The following is an 18,823-nucleotide window of genomic DNA, read 5'->3' on the forward strand; positions in this document are numbered from 1 at the left end:
AACGGAATAGATATGACTGAATTGAAAAATGATCGTTATTTACGGGCGCTGCTGAAACAGCCTGTTGATGTCACCCCTGTATGGATGATGCGCCAAGCAGGCCGTTACCTTCCTGAGTACCGTGAAGTGCGGGCACAAGCAGGTGACTTCATGAGTCTGTGTAAGAATGCGGAGCTGGCTTGTGAAGTGACGTTGCAGCCGCTACGCCGTTTTCCGTTGGATGCAGCTATCTTGTTTTCGGATATCCTCACTGTGCCCGACGCCATGGGCCTAGGGCTTTATTTCGAGCAGGGAGAAGGACCTAAATTTATGCATCCGGTGCGCTCTTATGACGCCGTAGCCAAGTTAGCGGTGCCTGATCCAGAGGATTCACTCCGCTACGTGATGGATGCAGTCCGCACTATTCGCCGTGAACTGAAAGGCGAAGTACCGTTGATCGGCTTTTCCGGTAGCCCATGGACATTGGCAACTTATATGGTCGAAGGTGGGTCATCCAAAACCTTCTCAGTGATTAAGAAGATGGCTTTTGCAGAGCCGAAGGCGCTTCATCTTTTACTGGATAAACTTGCTGATTCGGTGATTTTGTACCTGAATGCGCAGATCGCTGCAGGTGCACAGTCGGTGATGATTTTTGATTCATGGGGCGGGGCGTTGGGGCATCGCGCTTATGAAGAGTTTTCATTGCGTTACATGGCGAAAATCGTTGATGGGTTGACTCGTGAGGCAGATGGTCGTCGCGTGCCTGTCACCTTGTTTACCAAAGGTGGCGGCCAGTGGTTGGAGAAGATTGCGGCTACCGGCTGTGATGCCTTGGGACTGGATTGGACCACCAATATGGCAGATGCCAGACGTCGAGTTGGCGATAAAGTAGCGCTGCAAGGCAATATGGATCCTTCCATGCTCTATGCCGAGCCTGCGCAGATTAGACAAGAAGTCGCCGCTATTCTCGATGAGTTTGGCGAAGGTTCTGGCCACGTGTTTAACCTTGGTCATGGCATCCATCTGGATGTACCACCGGAAAATGCTGGCGCCTTTGTATCTGCGGTGCATGAATTGAGCAAGCCATATCACCAAAAGTAACGGATCGTGGCCGCTTTAGAGTCAGAGGCGCCCTGATGGGCGCCTTTACAAACGATAACAGGTGGTTGTGTCTATTCTTTGGTGATATGCGCTTTTATCTTCTCGGTTAGCTCTTTAGCCAGCGTATTGGGTATGGGAAATGTCAGGTGGTATTGCAATATTTTCCAGCCCGTTGGCGTCTTAATCAAGGCGCCTGAGCCTCTGCATTGCCCGTATTTTTCATTCCAGAGCAGTTCGTCGAACCAGGCGAACTGACCATCTTCGCTGATATCGATATGCCGGATTGACGGTGTATAAGTCCACCCCTTACCTTGGCTGAAATACGGCTGTGCGTATTCCTGGAACTGATTGACTGTCCAACGCTCGCCAGCATCGGTACCGATAAATACCCCATTGCGATGAAATAGTGAAAAATAGACTTCGCCGTTGGCTGTCGCGGCAGACTGGTGAAACGTATTCAGCAGTTGATCGATAGGCGTTGTTGCTGGCTGTGTAGCTTCTGCATTGGTCAAGCTAACAAATGGTATAACCAAGACTAAGATGAGTAACGTTTTCATGGATTTTATCACCGGACTATCTCTCTATAAGAGCCTGAATCTTCGATTTTAAAGGTGGCAGAAGTAACTCTTCGAACCACGTGTTTTTTTTCAGCCAAAGTTGGTTTCTTGGCGAGGGATGCGGCAGAGGAAACTGGCCTTCACTACGGTAGTTCTGCCAGTGTTTAACATTCTCTGTGAGTGTTCTAAATGGCGTTTTAAGGTAATAGCGCTGTGCATATTGTCCAATCAGTAACGTTAATTGGATGTTTGGCATTTGTGCCAGCAGTGCCTGATGCCACTTTGGCGCACACTCTGGTCGAGGGGGAAGATCGCCCTGTTTGCCCTTGCCCGGGTAGCAAAACCCCATTGGCATAATCGCAATTTGCCGCTCGTCGTAAAACAGCTCGGGCGGCAATCCTAGCCAGTCTCTCAATCGTTTACCTGAGGCGTCATCCCAAGGAATACCTGATGCATGCACTTTGGTGCCGGGAGCTTGCCCTATTATCAGAACCTTTGCGCTGCTAGACGCCCTGACAACAGGGTGCGGCCCAAGAGGTAAAGATGCTTCGCATAGGCGACAACCGTTGATTTCGTCTAATAGCTGACAGAGGCGGTCAGTCATAGAGGGTCTTTGATAGGGGAGCGAAGTAGGCAGTTTAATTTATTGCTTAGGGAATAAAAAAGCCGACATTACATGGGACGTAATATCGGCTTTGTGTTTTGTCGATATTCAATCGACAAAGTGCTGTTTAGAACAGACGTTGCGATAGATCGTATAGCTCTTTGTCGAATGGACGAACCATCTCTTCCAAAGCTTCGATAATATCGTGATGTACCAGCTTGTTAGCCAGGATCCCAACGCAGCGACCGCCTTGGCCTTCGACCAGAAGCTGTACTGCATAGTCACCCATGCGGCTGGCCAGAACACGGTCACGACAGGTAGGTGAACCACCGCGCTGGATATGACCCAGAACCGTCGCTCGAGTTTCCAGACCTGTTTCTCCTTCAATGTTCTTGGCGAGTGCATTTACATCGGTTACATGCTCGGTAATAACTACAATAGCGTGTTTTTTACCTTTGGCGATGCCATCTTGGATCTGCTGTAAAAGCTTGGCTTCGTCCCAAGCGTCAGCTTCTGGGATCACGAGGAATTCAGCGCCGCCGGCAATTGAGGCCCACAGTGCCAAATCACCACAATGGCGACCCATCACTTCAACGATTGAGATACGATTGTGAGAGCTGCAGGTATCGCGCAAACGGTCAATCGCTTCCATTACCACGTTTAGCGCGGTATCGAAGCCGATGGTGAAGTTGGTACCGGCAATATCGTTGTCGATAGTGCCAGGAACACCGATACAGGGGTAACCCATCTCAGTCAGCTTCTTAGCGCCCATGTAGGAGCCGTCACCGCCGACCACGATTAAGGCCTCGATGCCGCGCTCTCTCATCTGTTCGATCGCTTGCTCACGAACTTCTACTTTTTTGAAGTCAGGAAAGCGTGCAGAACCTAGAAATGTTCCGCCTTTGTTGATCGTGTCAGATACAGAGTAGCGGTCCAATTTGTGGATATCACCGGAGTGAAGGCCAGCAAAACCATTGTTGACACCATAAACTTCCAGACCAGCCTGCAGGCCGCTGCGGACAACAGCACGTACCGCAGCATTCATGCCGGGGGCGTCGCCACCACTGGTCAATACACCAATACGTTTAATCATGCTTGAATACCTTTAAACAGGTTTACTTAGCTGCGTTGAAAATGCCAGCGAAATCAGCAGCTACCAGAGAGGCTCCACCAACCAGACCGCCGTCGATGTCTTCCATCGCCATCAGTTCTGCAGCGTTACCAGGCTTCATGCTTCCACCGTAAAGGATCTGCATGCCTGCGGCGACTTCTGCGTCTTTCGCGGCTAGCAACTTACGGATCAGAGCGTGTGCTTCTTGTGCCTGTTCTGATGATGCTGTTACACCGGTGCCGATAGCCCAAACTGGCTCGTAGGCAATCACTGCGTTTTTATAAGCTTCGATGCCGTAGGCATCGATTACTGCATTCACCTGAGTGGTGATAACCGCTTCCAGCTTGCCAGCTTCGCGCTCTTCCAGAGTTTCACCGATGCAAAGCACAGGAACTAAACCAGCATCTTGAGTCGCTTTGAATTTCTTGGCGATCAGTTCGTCAGATTCGTTTTGATAGGTGCGACGCTCGCTATGGCCAACTAAAACGTAGCTGACACCGAACTCTTTCAGCATATCTGCTGAGCATTCACCTGTGTACGCACCGCCGGCGTGAACGCTCACGTCCTGGGCACCGATACAGATGTTGCTGTCACCCGCAAGCTCCTGGATTTGAGCAATAAAAACTGCAGGGGGGCAAACGCCGATGGTGACTGAATCAACACCAACGGCAGCGGCTTTAAGGCCTTCGATCAGCTCTGCGTTACTGGCTTTGGTGCCGTTCATTTTCCAATTACCTAGTACCAGGGGGCGTCTCATCAGTTTTTCTCCTGTCCGACTTTTGTGCGGAAATTGTAGTAAAATTACTAGCGAATAAGTATGGCTTGGTGCAACGAAAGTAGGGTTGACGCAAGTCAACCCTACCTCCAGAACTGTTTCTGGTGATGCCATTATCGGCATCTGATTCATAATTGAACCAATTATAGATGGCGAAATGATGATCGCCATTCAGTTATCAGCAGCCTTCTCTCCGCTGCCTTTAATCTGTGCCATATCATGCCTGTTTGTGTTGAGGCTTGCAAAGCGCGAAAAGCACAATACCCTGTGCAATGGTAATGAATTAACCCGTGAATCTATCTGAATGAGTTTTTCTCACTTTCGTTTCTCTCTTTCAACCGTGATCTTATGGGCACTGTTCTTTGGTTTCCTCACGGGCATCTTCTTTGGTGAGATGGTCGGTTGGATGAGCTGGATCGGTAATGCTGTGATCATGTTGATGCAGATGACGATCTTGCCATATATCGTCGTCTCACTGATCGGCGGTATCGGTCGTTTAACCAAAGAACATGCCAAGCAGATGTTCTCGCGGGCTTCTTTAGTGATGCTAGCCATATGGTTGGTCGGTATGATCGTTATATTGCTGACCCAGTTTGCTTTTCCTGCGTTGGAATCGGCATCGTTTTTCAGTCGCTCTTTGGTGACTCCGCAAGCTGAAGTGGATTTCCTCTCCATCTATATCCCTTCAAACCCGTTTCAGTCGATGGCCAACGGTGCTATCCCCGCAGTGGTTCTATTCTCGATTTCGCTGGGGGTGACACTGATTAGTTTGAAGCACAAAACATCGTTGCTCGAATCCTTAGGTACCTTAGCTGAAGCGTTGTCGAAGCTTAATGGGGCATTAGTTAAAACGTTGCCGGTGAGTGTTTTTGCGCTAACAGCCAGCGCAGCGGGCACACTAACTCTGGAACAGTTCGGCTCGTTGCAGGTCTATCTGGTGAGTTACCTGGTGTTGTCACTGGTACTGACATTCTGGGTGTTTCCGCGCATGTTAGCGGCGATCAGCCCCTTTAAAACTGGGGAGGTGTTGGCTGTTAGCCGAGATGCCCTAGTGACAGCGTTTACTACGGGTAATGTATTCGTCTTGCTGCCTGTATTGGTTGAGGGAGCAAAGCGCCTGTTTCGTAAGAATCGTATGCGCAAAGAAGACACGGATTACATGCTCGAAGTGTTGATGCCCATCGCTTACAGTTTTCCAAACGTAGGCAAGCTGACCGTACTGATGTTTGTATTGTTTGCTGGTTGGTTTAATGGCAAGAGCATTGAAATAACCGATATGCCGCTGTTTAGCGTCAGTGGTGTTTTTAGTTTGTTTGGTAGTGTCAACGTCGCCATCCCTTTCATGCTGGATAGCTTTCGCTTGCCAGCAGATATGTTTGAGCTGTTTATTATTTCCAATGTTCTGACGGGTAAGTTCAACTCACTGGTTGCTGCGATGCAGTTGTTAATATTTGTGCTGTTGTCAGTGGCCGTGATCCAGGATCAGGTGAAAATCAGCTTGGGAAGAATAGTGCGGTTCGCCCTATTCGGTATTGGCGTGAGTTTTATTATTCTGTATGGCAGCCGGTTTGTTAACGGCATTTTTCTTGGTGATGACAATAAGATCGGTGAGCAACTGTCTACCATGCGGGTGCCGGATAAGGTGCCGGAGCATGTGTATGCGCAGATCCCCAAGTCATATACCGGCGGCGAATATGCCTTGACGAATATAGAGGTGATTAAGAAGCGCGGTGTGCTGCGGGTGGGTTACAGTCCGACTAATGTGCCGTTTTCATTTTTTAATCGTGATGGTCAGTTAGTTGGTTTTGATATCTCTTTGGCTCACCAGTTGGCGCGAGATCTGGGAGTCAAAGTTGAGTTTATTCCTTTTGTCCGAGATAACTTGCGAATACCACTAAACAAAGGCTATTTCGATGTCGCGATGTCGGGTATCAAGCTTGATGTCTATGATATTCAGCACATGAGTTTTACCAAGCCGGTTTTAGAACTGAACTTGTCGCTCATGGCGATGGACTACCGCCTGCGGGAGTTCGATTCAATGGCCAAGCTCCGTGAGCATGAAGGGTTTACCTTGGCGACGGTGGAGCATATTCGTGAGTTGGATCTGCTCCAAAAACGCTTGCCGCAGATCGATACCGTGGCGTTAACCTCTTATGATGAGTTCTTTCAGGAACCAGAAGCCTATGATGCGCTTTTGATCAGTGCAGAATCTGGCTACGCCTGGAGTATTTTGCATCCTCGTTATGGCGTGGTTTTACCCACTCAACAGGGTAATCAGTTTGCCACTGGTTATGTGGTCGCTAAACGCAACACGGATTTGTTGAATATGCTTAATAGTTGGATAACTGTGAAACGGGCTAATGGCGATATCCAATCGCAATATGACTTTTGGATTTTGGGTGGCGGAGCAGTAGATAAAAAGCCCCGTTGGTCAGTGATCAGGGATCTACTGCATTGGGTTGAGTGACAAAATAATGGCGCGAAAGAAAAAATAATGACGCTTTGTTAACCGATTGTAAAAATATAGGGTACACTGTCGCCTGAATTTAGACACAGTCACTCATTGGTGTTTCTTTACTCATGTCTTTGACGCGGCGACTCTTCACATTATTGGCCATGATCTGTTTGCCAGCCCTGCTTTTCCTCTGGATAGCTTCTCGCGGGCTGCTACTCGATACCTTGCAGCGTATTGAGCATATGGTCGCGGAAAATCATCTCAGACAAACATACAATCAATTTGAGTTTTACCTGCAGCGCTTAGAAACATGGGGCTTTGAATGGTCGCAAGAGCCGGATCTGGTGAAGTATGTTGTCACCCCTTCTAAGGCGTTTGAAACCGGTTACTTCCCTGATGACCTGTTGGTGTTTAACCGCTCGCATCTGGTGATGTTTTTTGATGCTGATGTCTCTGTTTTATTTGAGCGTTTCATCGACACAGATAGTGACCTTGTTAATGCCACTGTGCCTGCCAATATAAAGCAGAAAATCCAACATAGGATCCAACAACAGGCATCGGAACTGGAACGCAAGACGATCACTGGAATGGTACAGTTCGATCATGCGCCGATGATGTTAACGATCCGAGCGATTCGACCGTTAGATGACGCCAATATTAATGGTACAACGACGGGCTATTTAGTGTTTGCAGAGCGGGTGGATGCCCAGCTACTGTTTCGGATTTCGCAGGCCATGGGCTACAGCGTTAACTTGCAGCCACATCAAGGGCCGCAAAAGCTTCAGAGCCTTAATGATACCCAGCTAGATCGGACACAGAGTTCGCTGTGGGTCACTCGAACCCTTTATGGTCTCGATCATGATACGCAATTTGAGCTATCTATTTCGATGGATCGCTCCCTGTTTCTGTTTGGTGCGGAAGGGATCGAACGCTACTTAGTGATCACTATTTGTAGCTTGTTGGCACTTTTGGCTGCACTTTACCTGTTTATCCGTCAATACGTGGCGGCGCCAGTGGCGTCTTTGACGCGGCAAGTGAACGCGATAGACGCGGATGCCGAAGAGTGTCAGCCAATTATCGTTGGTAAAAGTCGTGAAATTAAAATATTAGGCGAAAAGTTTAATCGCTTGATGGATTCCCTCTTTAAGGAAAAAGTGCGTGCCAGAACCACGCTGGCATCTATTGGTGAAGCTGTGATCAGTACTGATAGCCGCGGCAGCATTACTTATTTGAGCCCGGTTGCCGAGAAGCTGCTGCAGCTGACGCAGGAGCAAGGGGTTGGCTTGCCAATCGACAAGGTCTTACAAAGCGTCGATGGCATGTCACTAGCACCACAGATTGCGATGTTTGCTGATATGCCTAGCGCAACCACTCAGCGTAGTATGCGTCGCCTACAGATTGCTGGTCGGTCGGTTAGTATTGAGCAAACGGTTTCCCCTCTTCTGGGGGCAGCCGATGAGATCACCGGCGCCGTGCTGGTGCTTCGAGATATCAGTAGTGCTGAGCTATTAAAAGAGAAGCTACAACATCAGTCGAGTCATGATCCTGTCACTGGTTTATATACCCGTGGACGCTTTGAACAGATGATCAGTCTGTTAAGTCCAGAGTTAACATCAGGCGAGCATGCCGTTTGTTACATTGACTTGGATAATTTCAAGTTAGTGAATGATAACTGCGGCCATGGTGTCGGTGATCGTTTACTGCGTGAGATCTCTGATGCTATTCGTCGCTGCATTCGTGAGACGGATCTGTTGGCCAGAATGGGTGGCGATGAGTTTGCTTTGGTATTGCGAGATATCGATATTGATGCAGTGCGCAAAGTGATGGTTAAGATCAGTGAGGAGATTGAGTCGGTGAGTGTGTACTGGGGGGCCAGTGCTTACTCCGTTGGCGCCAGTATCGGAGTGAGCTTTTTGCGCCCAGAACAGACTCAATTAAAAGCGGTGCTGCAGGAAGCTGACGCTGCTTGTCGTGGGGCTAAGTTACCTGGAAGTAATAATATCTGTTTCTATGATGCTGATAATCAAGAGGTGACCGATCATCAGCAAGCCCCTCGTTGGGCTATCAAGATCAATGATGCGATTGACGCCGATAAGCTCGAACTTTTCTATCAGGAGATCATGCCGCTGGCGCCGACGACAGAGGGTATGAAGCGGATTGAAGTATTGGTACGCATGCGAGAAGCTAATGGAGAGCTGTTATTACCGGATAGCTTTCTCCCCGCGGCTGAGCGTTACCATCTATGTGAAAAGCTCGACCACTGGGTGTTGGAGCATGTTTATCAATGGCTTGCCCGTCATCCAGAGTGTTGGAGTCATAGCCGGGTCAGTATCAACTTGTCTACAGAAACGCTAGGCAGTGATAAGTTTGAGCCCTATTTAGCCAGTTTATGCCATCGTTACCGTATCCCTAATAGCAGTATCTGCTTTGAAATTACGGAACGTGCAGCGATACGTAACCAGCAGAAAATGATCGAGTTACTTAAGCGCTTGCGTAACCAGGGGTTTCGTTTTGCCTTGGATGATTTTGGTAGCGGCTTCTCATCATATGGCTATCTGAAATCTCTGCCGGTGGACTTTGTGAAGATAGATGGCGGTTTTGTACGCACCATGCATGAAGATCCGAAAGATCTGGCATTAGTACAATCGATACATCAGGTTTGTAACGTCTTAGGAATGCAGACGGTGGCTGAATATGTTGAAAATGACGCTGTCTATCAAAGTGCCTGTGATCTGGGGATCGACTTTGTTCAGGGATTTAATATTGGCCATCCAAAACCGTTAAGTGAGTTTGCCCTTAACTTTATTGACCAACAGGTAGTTTAACGGCTTTAGAATAGACAGGAATAACTGACTGATATGAGAAAGGCCAGCAATAGCTGGCCTTTTTTATACGTCAAACAGCGCGTGTTTAGCTCTGTTGTTCCCGTTCAATTGCGCGGTAGGCAATATCTGTGCGGTAAAACATACCATCCCAGCTGATCTGCTTAGCAAGCGCGTAAGCACGCTGTTGCGCCTCGGTTACGGTATTGCCGAGGGCCGTGGCACATAGGACGCGACCACCAGCAGTAACAACAGCGCCATCTTTTTCAGCCGTACCTGCATGGAAGATCTTCTCACCGGCGACTTCGTTGCTGTTTAAACCGTGGATCTCAATACCTTTGGCATAGTCACCAGGATAACCACCTGCGGCTAATACAACGCCGACAGCGGCACGGTTGTCGTATTTGGCTTCATGCTGATCCAACTCTCCAGCAATCGCTGCTAGGCAGAGTGTCACCAGATCAGATTGCATACGTAGCATGATGGGTTGAGTTTCTGGATCGCCGAAACGGCAATTGTATTCAATTACTTTCGGTGTGCCGTCGGCAGCGATCATTAAACCGGCGTAGAGGAAGCCGACATAGGTATTCCCTTCAGCTGCCATGCCGTTCACTGTCGGCATGATCACTTCGTTCATCACGCGGTCGTGGATCTCAGGGGTGACTACTGGGGCTGGTGAATAAGCGCCCATTCCACCGGTGTTGGGGCCGGTGTCGCCATTGCCGACGCGCTTGTGATCCTGACTTGTCGCCATCGGTAGCACATTCTTACCGTCTACCATGACGATGAACGACGCTTCTTCACCATCAAGGAACTCTTCAATGACCACGCGGTGGCCGGCATCGCCAAAGGCATTACCGGCAAGCATGTCGCGTACCGCATCTTCAGCTTCTGCCAGTGTCATTGCAACAATCACACCTTTGCCAGCGGCTAAGCCATCAGCCTTAACGACGATAGGCGCGCCTTTTTCCCGCAGATAGGTCAGTGCTGGCTCGATCTCGGTGAAGTTTGCGTATTCGGCTGTTGGGATGCTGTGACGGGCAAGGAAGTCCTTGGTGAAGGCTTTAGAGCCTTCCAGCTGGGCTGCGCCTTGGCTTGGACCGAAAGCTTTGAGGTTTGCCGCTTGAAATGCGTCGACTACACCTTCAACCAAAGGCACTTCTGGGCCAACGATAGTGAGTGCGACATCATTCTCTTGAGCGAATTTGATTAATGCTGGCTGATCACTGACGCCAATGGCGACATTCTCTAGCTTTGGTTCTAAAGCTGTGCCTGCGTTGCCTGGCGCGACGAAGACTTTACTGACGTCGGAAGATTGCGCCGCTTTCCATGCTAAGGCGTGTTCACGGCCACCGCTGCCAATTACCAATACGTTCATTCTTATCTCCCTCAATATGGGGCTAATCGGTCGGATTATATGTGCAAAAACCGCGGCAATGCTGCTGCGGTTTTGTAGGGTTAGCTTGTGCTAACCCGCGTCTCTTTAATTTAGCGTCCAACATTAGGACGCCAACTATTTTAGTGACGGAAATGACGCATGTTGGTGAACACCATGGTCATGCCATGTTCGTCCGCCGCTGCAATCACCTCATCATCGCGGATAGAGCCGCCAGGCTGGATAACACAGCTAATGCCCGCTTTCGCTGCGGCATCAATGCCATCACGGAATGGGAAGAAAGCATCTGAAGCCATCACTGAACCGGCGACTTCGAGACCTTCATCTTCCGCTTTAATGCCAGCGATTTTGGCACTATATACACGGCTCATTTGACCCGCGCCAACACCGATCGTCATGCTGTCTTTGGCGTAAACAATGGCATTTGATTTAACAAATTTAGCCACTTTCCAGCAGAACAGCAGATTCTGCAGCTCTTTGTCGGTTGGCTTACGCTTGGTTACCACGGTTAAATCGTCCAGCGTCACCATGCCTTGATCGCGATCTTGTACCAGTAAGCCGCCGTTGACTCGTTTAAAGTCATATTCGGTGGTCGTTTTATCCCACTGGCCACACTCGAGCAAGCGAACATTCTTCTTCGCAGCGACGATTTGTGCCGCCGCAGGGCTGACGGTTGGCGCAATAATCACTTCCACAAACTGACGGCTGACAATCGCTTCAGCGGTGTCGGCATCGAGTTCACGGTTGAAAGCGATGATACCGCCAAATGCTGATGTTGGATCCGTTTTGAAAGCGCGTTCGTAAGCTTCCAGTTGCGTCTCGGCTAACGCCACGCCACACGGATTCGCATGCTTGACGATGACACAGGCTGGTTGCTCGAACTCTTTCACGCATTCCAGCGCGGCGTCGGTATCGGCAATATTGTTGTAGCTGAGGGCTTTACCTTGGATCTGCTTCGCTGATGCAACAGAGGCTTCCTGGAGATCCTTTTCAACATAAAAAGCAGCGGCTTGGTGGCTGTTCTCGCCGTAGCGCATATCCTGCTTTTTGATGAACTGACTGTTGAAAGTACGTGGAAACTGGCTATTTTCGCTGTTCTCGTCGGTGTCACCATAGCTAGGAACTTTGGTGCCGAAATAGTTAGCGATCATGCCATCGTAGGCTGCAGTATGTTCGAAAGCGGCGATAGCAAGATCGAAACGGGTCGCCAGGGCCAATGAACCCTCATTGCTATCCATTTCGCCAAGTACGCGGTTGTAATCTGATGCGTTGACTACGATAGCGACATCTTTATGGTTCTTTGCTGCAGAGCGCACCATAGTTGGACCACCGATATCGATGTTCTCGACTGCGTCGGCGAGGCTGCAGTCAGGATTAGCGACTGTGGCTGCAAATGGATACAGGTTAACGACAACCATATCGATTGGGTTGATGCCATGGCTATTCATCACTGCATCATCTTGATCACGACGACCCAAGATGCCACCGTGGACCTTTGGATGTAGGGTTTTTACCCGGCCATCCATCATCTCAGGGAACCCGGTGTAATCAGAGACTTCAATGACATCGATGCCTTGTTCGGCAAGCAGGCGGGCAGTACCACCAGTAGACAGGATTTCTACACCCTTTTCGGCCAGCGCACGGGCGAATTCTACGATACCGGTCTTGTCTGAAACGCTGATAAGCGCACGGCGGATCGGTCTAGCAGCTTCCATCGAGTAACATTCCTCAACTCATTTGATAGGGGGAGGCGAAAAGGCTTCCCGTGTTGGAGCATGGGCTCCAGATAGACAACAGGGCCCGATTGGACCCTGTAGCAAACTATTTTAGTTCATACCGTACTTTTTGAGCTTCTTACGCAGCGTACCGCGGTTGACGCCCAACAGGTTTGAGGCACGAGTCTGATTACCACGGGTGTAGGTCATCACTTCTTCAAGCAACGGCGCTTCTACTTCCGACAGGAACAGCTCGTACAGGTCATTGATGTCCTGACCGTTTAACTGTGTCAGATAGTTGCGCATCGCTTTTTTAACGGATTCGCGGAGAGGTTGCGCATTGGAAGAAGTGTTTGGCATTTGATTAACAGTACCCATTACTTCATTTTTCAGATTAGTCTCAAACATACGCCTTAGCTCGCTTAATAAATTGTGATTAATTTTCTAATGCAAAGAATGCATCTAACGCCTGCAGCTGATCCTTAGCTGATATCAAAGCGTTAAATTTGCTTCGAAATTCTCTGGTTTGATCAAGCTCCGCCAGATACCAACCCACATGCTTGCGGGCGATCCGTGGACCCATCACATCTCCATAAAATATGTGTAACGCATCAATATGCGCTAACACGATTTCGCGTATTTCCTGTGCCGGCGGATCAGGCAGTAGCTCATTACAGTGAAGATAGTGAGCAATCTGCTTAAACAGCCACGGTCGTCCTTGAGCGGCTCGACCAATCATCAGCGCATCCGCGCCGGTGTCGGTTAAAACCTGCTGTGCTTTTTGCGGGCTATCGATATCGCCATTGGCAATAACAGGAATAGACACTGACTGCTTAATCGCAGCAATGGTGTCGTACTCCGCATTCCCCTTATACATACATGCTCGCGTACGACCATGTATAGCAATTGCCTGGATCCCATTACGTTCAGCCAGGCGGGCAATCTCGACGCCGTTTTTGTACTCAGGTGCCCATCCGGTGCGGGTCTTTAGCGTGACTGGTACATCGACCGCGTTTACCACGGCTTTGATGATTTTTTCTACCAGTTCCGGATACTGCAGTAATGCTGAGCCGGCTAATTTTTTGTTCACCTTTTTGGCTGGACACCCCATATTGATATCAATAATTTGGGCGCCATTGGCGACATTAAATTGCGCAGCTTCGGCCATCAGATCTGGATCTGCGCCGGCAATTTGCACCGAGCGGATACCGGACTCACCTGAATGGTCCATGCGTTTCTGCGATTTTTCTGTACCCCAGACTTTGGGATTACTTGAAAGCATCTCCGATACTGCTAAACCTGCCCCCATACGGCGGCAAAGTTGACGGTAAGGACGATCGGTTATCCCAGCCATCGGCGCGACAATCAGCGGATTGTCGAGACGGTAAGGGCCAATCTGAATGCTCAAAGTTTCACCACCCATCTGTTGAGAGCGGCGTAGTTTACTTTTTTTTTTCGCCGTAAGAAAGGTCAGTTTTTAACCTTTCGAACAGCTATTGACCAGACGCAAAAGCAAGCGATTTATTTATATTTTTGCTTTCTAGTTAACTTGTTGATACATAAGTAAAAGAGCATGTTTGTAAGCAATTATTTCGCGATCCCACTAATTCTCGCCCACTCCTCTTTTTGACAAATAGGATCGAGATTTATGTGTGATTGATAGGCCGATGCGACCTCTTCCGCCTGTGATTCTAGTACGCCAGAGAGCGCAAGGTGACCGCCCGGTAGGGGTAATTGGCAGATTAAAGGTGCGAGTTCCCGGAGTGGGCCGGCAAGAATATTGGCGACCACTACGTCAGCTTTTAAGTCCGCAGGTTGCTCATCGGGCAGATAGAGGCTGAGCTTGTCGCTGACGCCATTGCGTTCGGCGTTGTCACGACTGGCAAGGATCGCCTGTGGGTCAATATCGATGCCGATGGCGCTTTTTGCACCTAGTTTAAGCGCCGCCACAGCAAGAATACCTGAGCCACAACCGAAATCGACCACCGTCTTATCGGTTAAATCCAAACTATCTAACCACTGCAGGCAAAGCGCAGTGGTTGGATGGGTGCCAGTACCAAATGCCAGGCCAGGATCCAGGATCACATTAACTGCATCGGCCGCAGGCGCGTCGCGCCAGCTTGGGCATATCCACAGACGTTCACCAAACTGCATCGGATGAAAGTTATCCATCCACTCCCGCTCCCAGTCCTTGTCTTCCAGCGGTTCTAGCTTATAGCGTTGGCCTTTGGTTAATCCGCCATGCATCTGTAGATAGCTGACCACAATGTCCATGTCCGCTTCCGCATCCCATAAACCCATCACGTCAGTTTCTCCCCATAAGCGGGTTTCTCCTGGCATAGGTTCAAACACCGGATTGTCTTTCGAATCCAAAAATGTCACAGACAAGGCACCGCAAGCAGACATTAAGTCACCGACTTTTTCTGCGGTATCGGCGGTGGCATTTAGGCGAAGCTGGAGCCAAGGCATGGCATCTCCTGGAATTATCTTGAATGGGCGGATTGTAGCTGGCAGGGGCGTTATATAACAGTACCAACGCTATTGCTGGTGGCTCTGATTAGAGTGAAAAATATTCGATGACTTGCTAATTGTTAGAATATCTACCAGATTGAGTAATAACTCTAATCTAAATTTCGCGATGAGTGATGGCATAGGAGAGAGGATGTTAGACCTGCTACCTGATCTGTTTGATGAACACCCGCAAGCGTTGCGCTTACTCAATTTGCCTTGGCGTAGTTTTGGCCTGCATCCGATTATTTTCGGGCCGCTACAGACAGTTTGTTGTTTTGAAGACAATAGCCGTGTTGCCGAGCAGTTGGCTCTGCCAGGAAACGGGCGCGTGTTGCTGGTGGATGGCGGCGGCTCCAATGCCCGCTCGCTGTTAGGCGATAACCTGGTGCAGAAAGCGATAGATAATGGCTGGGGCGGGGTGATCATCAATGGCGCCATGCGCGATGTCGGTACGATTAATCAGATGCCTTTTGGTGTAAAGGCATTGGCCACTTGCCCGATTAAAACCGCGAAACGTGGCCAAGGAGATGTCGAAATCGTAATCGAGATCGCCGGGGTAGAGGTTCACCCGGGTGAATATATTTATGCTGACCTAAACGGCGTGGCTGTCTGTGAGTGTGAGTTACCACTCCCTACTTAATCGACTTAGCGGTGGCCGTGAGGTTACTCAGCCTGTACTCGGTTATCGCCAACACTGTAGGCAATGACCTGGCTTATTTCGGTCAGAGAGCGTCCAGATTGCTCAGCCCAATGATTAAATGCCGTCTGCGTGGCTTTTAAGTCTCGTTGACTAGAGGGGGCCTTATCAACCACGCCTGCGCCAATCAGATGGGCGACCACATCTTTACTCAATACAAAGGTGTCTTTGCCCATGCGCCGCAATAGGTAGGCGCTACTGTTGCCGCCAAGTCGGGCACCATGCTTTTTCAGCCAGAGCCATAAACCGGTGATATCTGTTCCGGGCCAATCAGCAATGAATTGAGCAAAACTGCCATGTTGTTTGCTGACATCGAGGATCATCTGGGCATTTTTCGGCACAGTCGCTATTTTTTGGCCATTTCGCACAATGCGGGCGTCTTGCAGCAAGCGGTCGATATGAGCATCACCTAGCATCACCATTTTTTCTGGTTCAAAGCCAAAGAAAGCCTCTTCAAATGCTGGCCATTTGTTCTCGATCACCCGCCAAACAAAACCACTTTGAAAGATCACTTTGGTCATCGTCGACAGATAGCGATGATCAGGGATCTGGCACAGCTCATTAGCGTTTAATGGCGTGCTAAGGAGAAACTCCAAGGCGCGTTCACCGCCTTTACGCTCGGCGGCACGTTGATAGATACGATCGAAAACTTCAATAGCCATAGTCAGTGATGGTTGCTTGCGAAAGGAGATGAATAGACTCTGACATATCGCCGCGTCGATGTTAAGTCACCGGTGGGTGCTTTATGTAACGCCCCCATCGGTGGGTGTTTTAATTGCTGGCGCTTGTTCCGCCAGCGATGACCGTGGCGCGACTGCGACGGCTGTAGATTGCCACCACGATAAAAGCAAAGATCACATAGGCGGCAGCCAAACCAATACCAATAATGCGGGCGTAGAATTTGGCATCGGCGTCACCACCAAAATTGCCGGTGGTTGAACCAATCAGCAGCAGCACGGTGGAAAAGGCCGAAGCGTACAGCGGTGCCACCGGTCGATCAGAAAAGATCCGCTGACTAAATAGTAGGGCGGTGAGTAGGATCAGTAACAGCAATGCACTCAGTTCAGGCACCGCGACAAGCAGGCGGAACAGAACCAATGCAACTAAGCCTCCAGCGATATTGGCTAAAAGCAGGGCTGTGGCGCCCTTACTGCTTTTTTGTAGATCCGGGGTCAGTGCCAATAAACAGATAAACACCAGAGTGATTAGGTCTTCGGTGAGGCCAAAATAGAAAAAGCTGACCACGGCAGGGGTGACCACTACTGTGCTTATCCACGCCGAGTGGATCGCATCACTGTCACTGACGGTCGTTGCCTGTTGCTTATCTGGTACGCCAGTGGTGACATCCAGATCTGGGATTAGCCAATGGCTAAACCATAGGAAGAGCACTGCAAACAAACCGGCGGTGGCTAGGCCCCCAGCAACGGTTAAAGAAAGCGCCTGATGGGTTAACGAAACAACCGGTATCATGGTGAAGGCAAGTAACAACATAACGCTGACGATCGCTGGCGTACCTTTGGCTGCTCCTTTAAAAATGCGAAATAGAAACAGGATCACTAACAGCATGCAGACAATGGGATAGCGCAGGGTCGCGGCGGAAAACAGCAACCCGAGCAACGCACTGCCAGCGATGAGTATTATTAGCTTGCCGCCGCCTTTAAACCCGGGATTGGGTTGGGTGTTGCCTAACAGTGATACCGTGAGTACTGGGATCAGGTAGCCGACCGGCAGGCCTGAGATGCAGGCAAATACCATCGCTAAAGTAGTGCCGATGGCAAACCTGAGCATCCGTCGCTGTTGTGGATCCGTGATGGTCGGGGTCATTGAGATCAGCCTTTAAGCGTCAGCGTCTGTTAGTAGGCATAACTGAGCAGACTGATGAAGCGTATCCACAGCTTACCTATGCTATTCATAATCCAACCGTCGCCAGTATAAACAATCACATCCACTTGTCCGCCGACTCGGCGTAAGCCAGTGCTGTCGTCGTCAGTGAACTGAATGATAACCGGCATGCGCTGCGCTTCCCGTAACCAGCCACTGGCGGTATTAATGGTTTGTAGTTGCCCAAGCTGGTTGTTCTTATCCCAGTTAATACCGAAGCCGACGCTGGCGACCTTGCCTTTAAAAACGCGGCCTGGTGCAGCATCAAGTACCATCTCAACATCATCACCGGCCTTAATGTTTTCGAGGTTGTTCTCACGCATATAGGCTTCGATCCAAACATCTTCAGCCGAGATAAAAGTCATCAGTGGCGCACCTGTCTGGGCGTAATGTCCCACGCTGATCTGCACGTTGGTCGCTACTCCTAAATGAGGAGCCGTGACTACGGTATTTTGCAGATCAAGACGAGCTTTTCGCAGAGCGGCAATGGCGTTACGGATGCGCGGGTTGTTTTCTCCTTCACTACCTAACTTCTGTTTCGAAGCACGCAGATCGGCCTGCGCCTTTGCCAGCGAAGCTTTTGCTTTGGCCACTGAAGCAACGGCTTGGTCACCAAATGATTGCGCCATGATCCCTTTCTTGGTCAGGGTAAGCGTTCGTTTGGCTTGTGCTTCTTTATTGGTCAGGTGGGCTTGGGCGTCTAACACATTGGCTTGCGCAGCACTGACCGCTTCCAGATCCGCGCCAATCGCTTGGCCTGCCATCTCTAAGTCGGCTTCTGCCTGAACGACTGCGAGTTGGTATTTCTCCGGATCAATACGAAACAACAGGCTGTCTTGTTTAACGATTTCGTTATTGTCGACACCTATCTCTATCACTGTGCCGGCGACTTCTGCAACCACGGGGACCACGTAAGCGCGTAGTCGTGCTTGATCGGTGTTGGGGGTAACGCGATCGGCGATCAGATACCAGACAAACAGTAATACACAGGCAATTAAGACGCCTTGTGTAATTTTTTTCACTTTTAATGCTTTCGCTTGCTCATCGATCGCTGCCGTTTGCTCTGCATCAGAGGTGAGAGACTCATCGACGGCGGCTTGAGGCTCTTCATTAGAGGACGTCTCTGTCTGTGTTTTGTTCTCTGTCATCGACTTGCATGCCTTATTGCTGATCGAATTGGCTGAAAAGTGCCAGTATGATGTTGTTTTTTATAGGGCAA

The 18,823-nt window shown here is 49.7% G+C and carries 16 protein-coding genes; 4 read left to right on the top strand and 12 right to left on the bottom strand.

Annotated features, from left to right (window positions below; translation table 11 throughout):
• The first annotated feature begins 12 nt into the window (after positions 1 to 12).
• Complete coding sequence (gene hemE / locus EZV61_RS00815; protein ID WP_131414011.1) at positions 13 to 1,080, top strand: uroporphyrinogen decarboxylase; 1,068 nt, start codon at positions 13 to 15, stop codon at positions 1,078 to 1,080.
• Positions 1,081 to 1,151: 71 nt separating this feature from the next.
• Here the strand turns inward: hemE and EZV61_RS00820 are convergent, their stop codons facing one another.
• The 4 genes from EZV61_RS00820 to tpiA all read right to left on the bottom strand — a co-directional run bounded on the left by EZV61_RS00820 (position 1,152) and on the right by tpiA (position 4,109).
• A complete protein-coding gene (locus EZV61_RS00820; protein WP_131414012.1) occupies positions 1,152 to 1,637 on the bottom strand; it encodes a nuclear transport factor 2 family protein in 486 nt (161 codons plus the stop codon).
• Positions 1,638 to 1,653: 16 nt separating this feature from the next.
• Positions 1,654 to 2,241 (bottom strand): uracil-DNA glycosylase family protein, encoded by a 588-nt coding sequence (locus EZV61_RS00825; RefSeq protein WP_131414013.1) that lies wholly within the window; start codon positions 2,239 to 2,241, stop codon positions 1,654 to 1,656.
• 127 nt (positions 2,242 to 2,368) lie between these two features.
• Positions 2,369 to 3,334: a 6-phosphofructokinase gene (gene pfkA / locus EZV61_RS00830; RefSeq protein ID WP_131414014.1), complete on the bottom strand. Its 966-nt coding sequence runs from the start codon at positions 3,332 to 3,334 to the stop codon at positions 2,369 to 2,371.
• 22 nt (positions 3,335 to 3,356) lie between these two features.
• Positions 3,357 to 4,109 carry a triose-phosphate isomerase gene (tpiA, locus tag EZV61_RS00835; RefSeq protein WP_131414015.1) on the bottom strand — a complete coding sequence of 251 codons (753 nt, stop codon included), beginning with the start codon at positions 4,107 to 4,109 and terminating at the stop codon, positions 3,357 to 3,359.
• A gap of 322 nt (positions 4,110 to 4,431) precedes the next feature.
• Here tpiA and EZV61_RS00840 point away from each other — a divergent pair, with 322 nt between their 5' ends.
• Positions 4,432 to 6,594 (top strand): cation:dicarboxylate symporter family transporter, encoded by a 2,163-nt coding sequence (locus EZV61_RS00840; RefSeq protein ID WP_114339865.1) that lies wholly within the window; start codon positions 4,432 to 4,434, stop codon positions 6,592 to 6,594.
• A gap of 113 nt (positions 6,595 to 6,707) precedes the next feature.
• Positions 6,708 to 9,407 carry an EAL domain-containing protein gene (locus EZV61_RS00845; protein ID WP_131414016.1) on the top strand — a complete coding sequence of 900 codons (2,700 nt, stop codon included), beginning with the start codon at positions 6,708 to 6,710 and terminating at the stop codon, positions 9,405 to 9,407.
• Between the two features lie 85 nt (positions 9,408 to 9,492).
• Here the strand turns inward: EZV61_RS00845 and purD are convergent, their stop codons facing one another.
• The 5 genes from purD to prmA all read right to left on the bottom strand — a co-directional run bounded on the left by purD (position 9,493) and on the right by prmA (position 14,984).
• Complete coding sequence (purD, locus tag EZV61_RS00850) at positions 9,493 to 10,782, bottom strand: phosphoribosylamine--glycine ligase (protein WP_114339867.1); 1,290 nt, start codon at positions 10,780 to 10,782, stop codon at positions 9,493 to 9,495.
• A gap of 140 nt (positions 10,783 to 10,922) precedes the next feature.
• Positions 10,923 to 12,515 (bottom strand): bifunctional phosphoribosylaminoimidazolecarboxamide formyltransferase/IMP cyclohydrolase, encoded by a 1,593-nt coding sequence (gene purH / locus EZV61_RS00855; protein WP_131414017.1) that lies wholly within the window; start codon positions 12,513 to 12,515, stop codon positions 10,923 to 10,925.
• A 111-nt stretch (positions 12,516 to 12,626) separates the two neighbouring features.
• The gene (fis, locus tag EZV61_RS00860; protein ID WP_114339869.1) at positions 12,627 to 12,923 is read right to left on the bottom strand and encodes a DNA-binding transcriptional regulator Fis; all 297 of its coding nucleotides are present in this window, start codon (positions 12,921 to 12,923) and stop codon (positions 12,627 to 12,629) included.
• Positions 12,924 to 12,951: 28 nt separating this feature from the next.
• Positions 12,952 to 13,917: a tRNA dihydrouridine synthase DusB gene (gene dusB / locus EZV61_RS00865; RefSeq protein WP_170308595.1), complete on the bottom strand. Its 966-nt coding sequence runs from the start codon at positions 13,915 to 13,917 to the stop codon at positions 12,952 to 12,954.
• Positions 13,918 to 14,102: 185 nt separating this feature from the next.
• On the bottom strand, positions 14,103 to 14,984 hold the full coding sequence (gene prmA / locus EZV61_RS00870; protein WP_131414018.1) for a 50S ribosomal protein L11 methyltransferase: 882 nt from the start codon (positions 14,982 to 14,984) through the stop codon (positions 14,103 to 14,105).
• A gap of 193 nt (positions 14,985 to 15,177) precedes the next feature.
• Here prmA and EZV61_RS00875 point away from each other — a divergent pair, with 193 nt between their 5' ends.
• Positions 15,178 to 15,666 (top strand): putative 4-hydroxy-4-methyl-2-oxoglutarate aldolase, encoded by a 489-nt coding sequence (locus EZV61_RS00875; protein WP_130566176.1) that lies wholly within the window; start codon positions 15,178 to 15,180, stop codon positions 15,664 to 15,666.
• Positions 15,667 to 15,689: 23 nt separating this feature from the next.
• Here the strand turns inward: EZV61_RS00875 and EZV61_RS00880 are convergent, their stop codons facing one another.
• The 3 genes from EZV61_RS00880 to EZV61_RS00890 all read right to left on the bottom strand — a co-directional run bounded on the left by EZV61_RS00880 (position 15,690) and on the right by EZV61_RS00890 (position 18,752).
• On the bottom strand, positions 15,690 to 16,385 hold the full coding sequence (locus tag EZV61_RS00880) for a DNA-3-methyladenine glycosylase I (RefSeq protein WP_114339873.1): 696 nt from the start codon (positions 16,383 to 16,385) through the stop codon (positions 15,690 to 15,692).
• Positions 16,386 to 16,494: 109 nt separating this feature from the next.
• The gene (locus EZV61_RS00885) at positions 16,495 to 17,547 is read right to left on the bottom strand and encodes a DUF2955 domain-containing protein (RefSeq protein ID WP_130566177.1); all 1,053 of its coding nucleotides are present in this window, start codon (positions 17,545 to 17,547) and stop codon (positions 16,495 to 16,497) included.
• A 29-nt stretch (positions 17,548 to 17,576) separates the two neighbouring features.
• Entirely contained in the window at positions 17,577 to 18,752 is a 1,176-nt protein-coding gene (locus EZV61_RS00890) for an HlyD family secretion protein (RefSeq protein ID WP_130566178.1), read from the bottom strand.
• Positions 18,753 to 18,823 lie beyond the last annotated feature (71 nt).

The organism is Corallincola luteus (assembly GCF_004336975.1).
Taxonomy (GTDB): Bacteria; Pseudomonadota; Gammaproteobacteria; order Enterobacterales; family Neiellaceae; genus Corallincola; species Corallincola holothuriorum.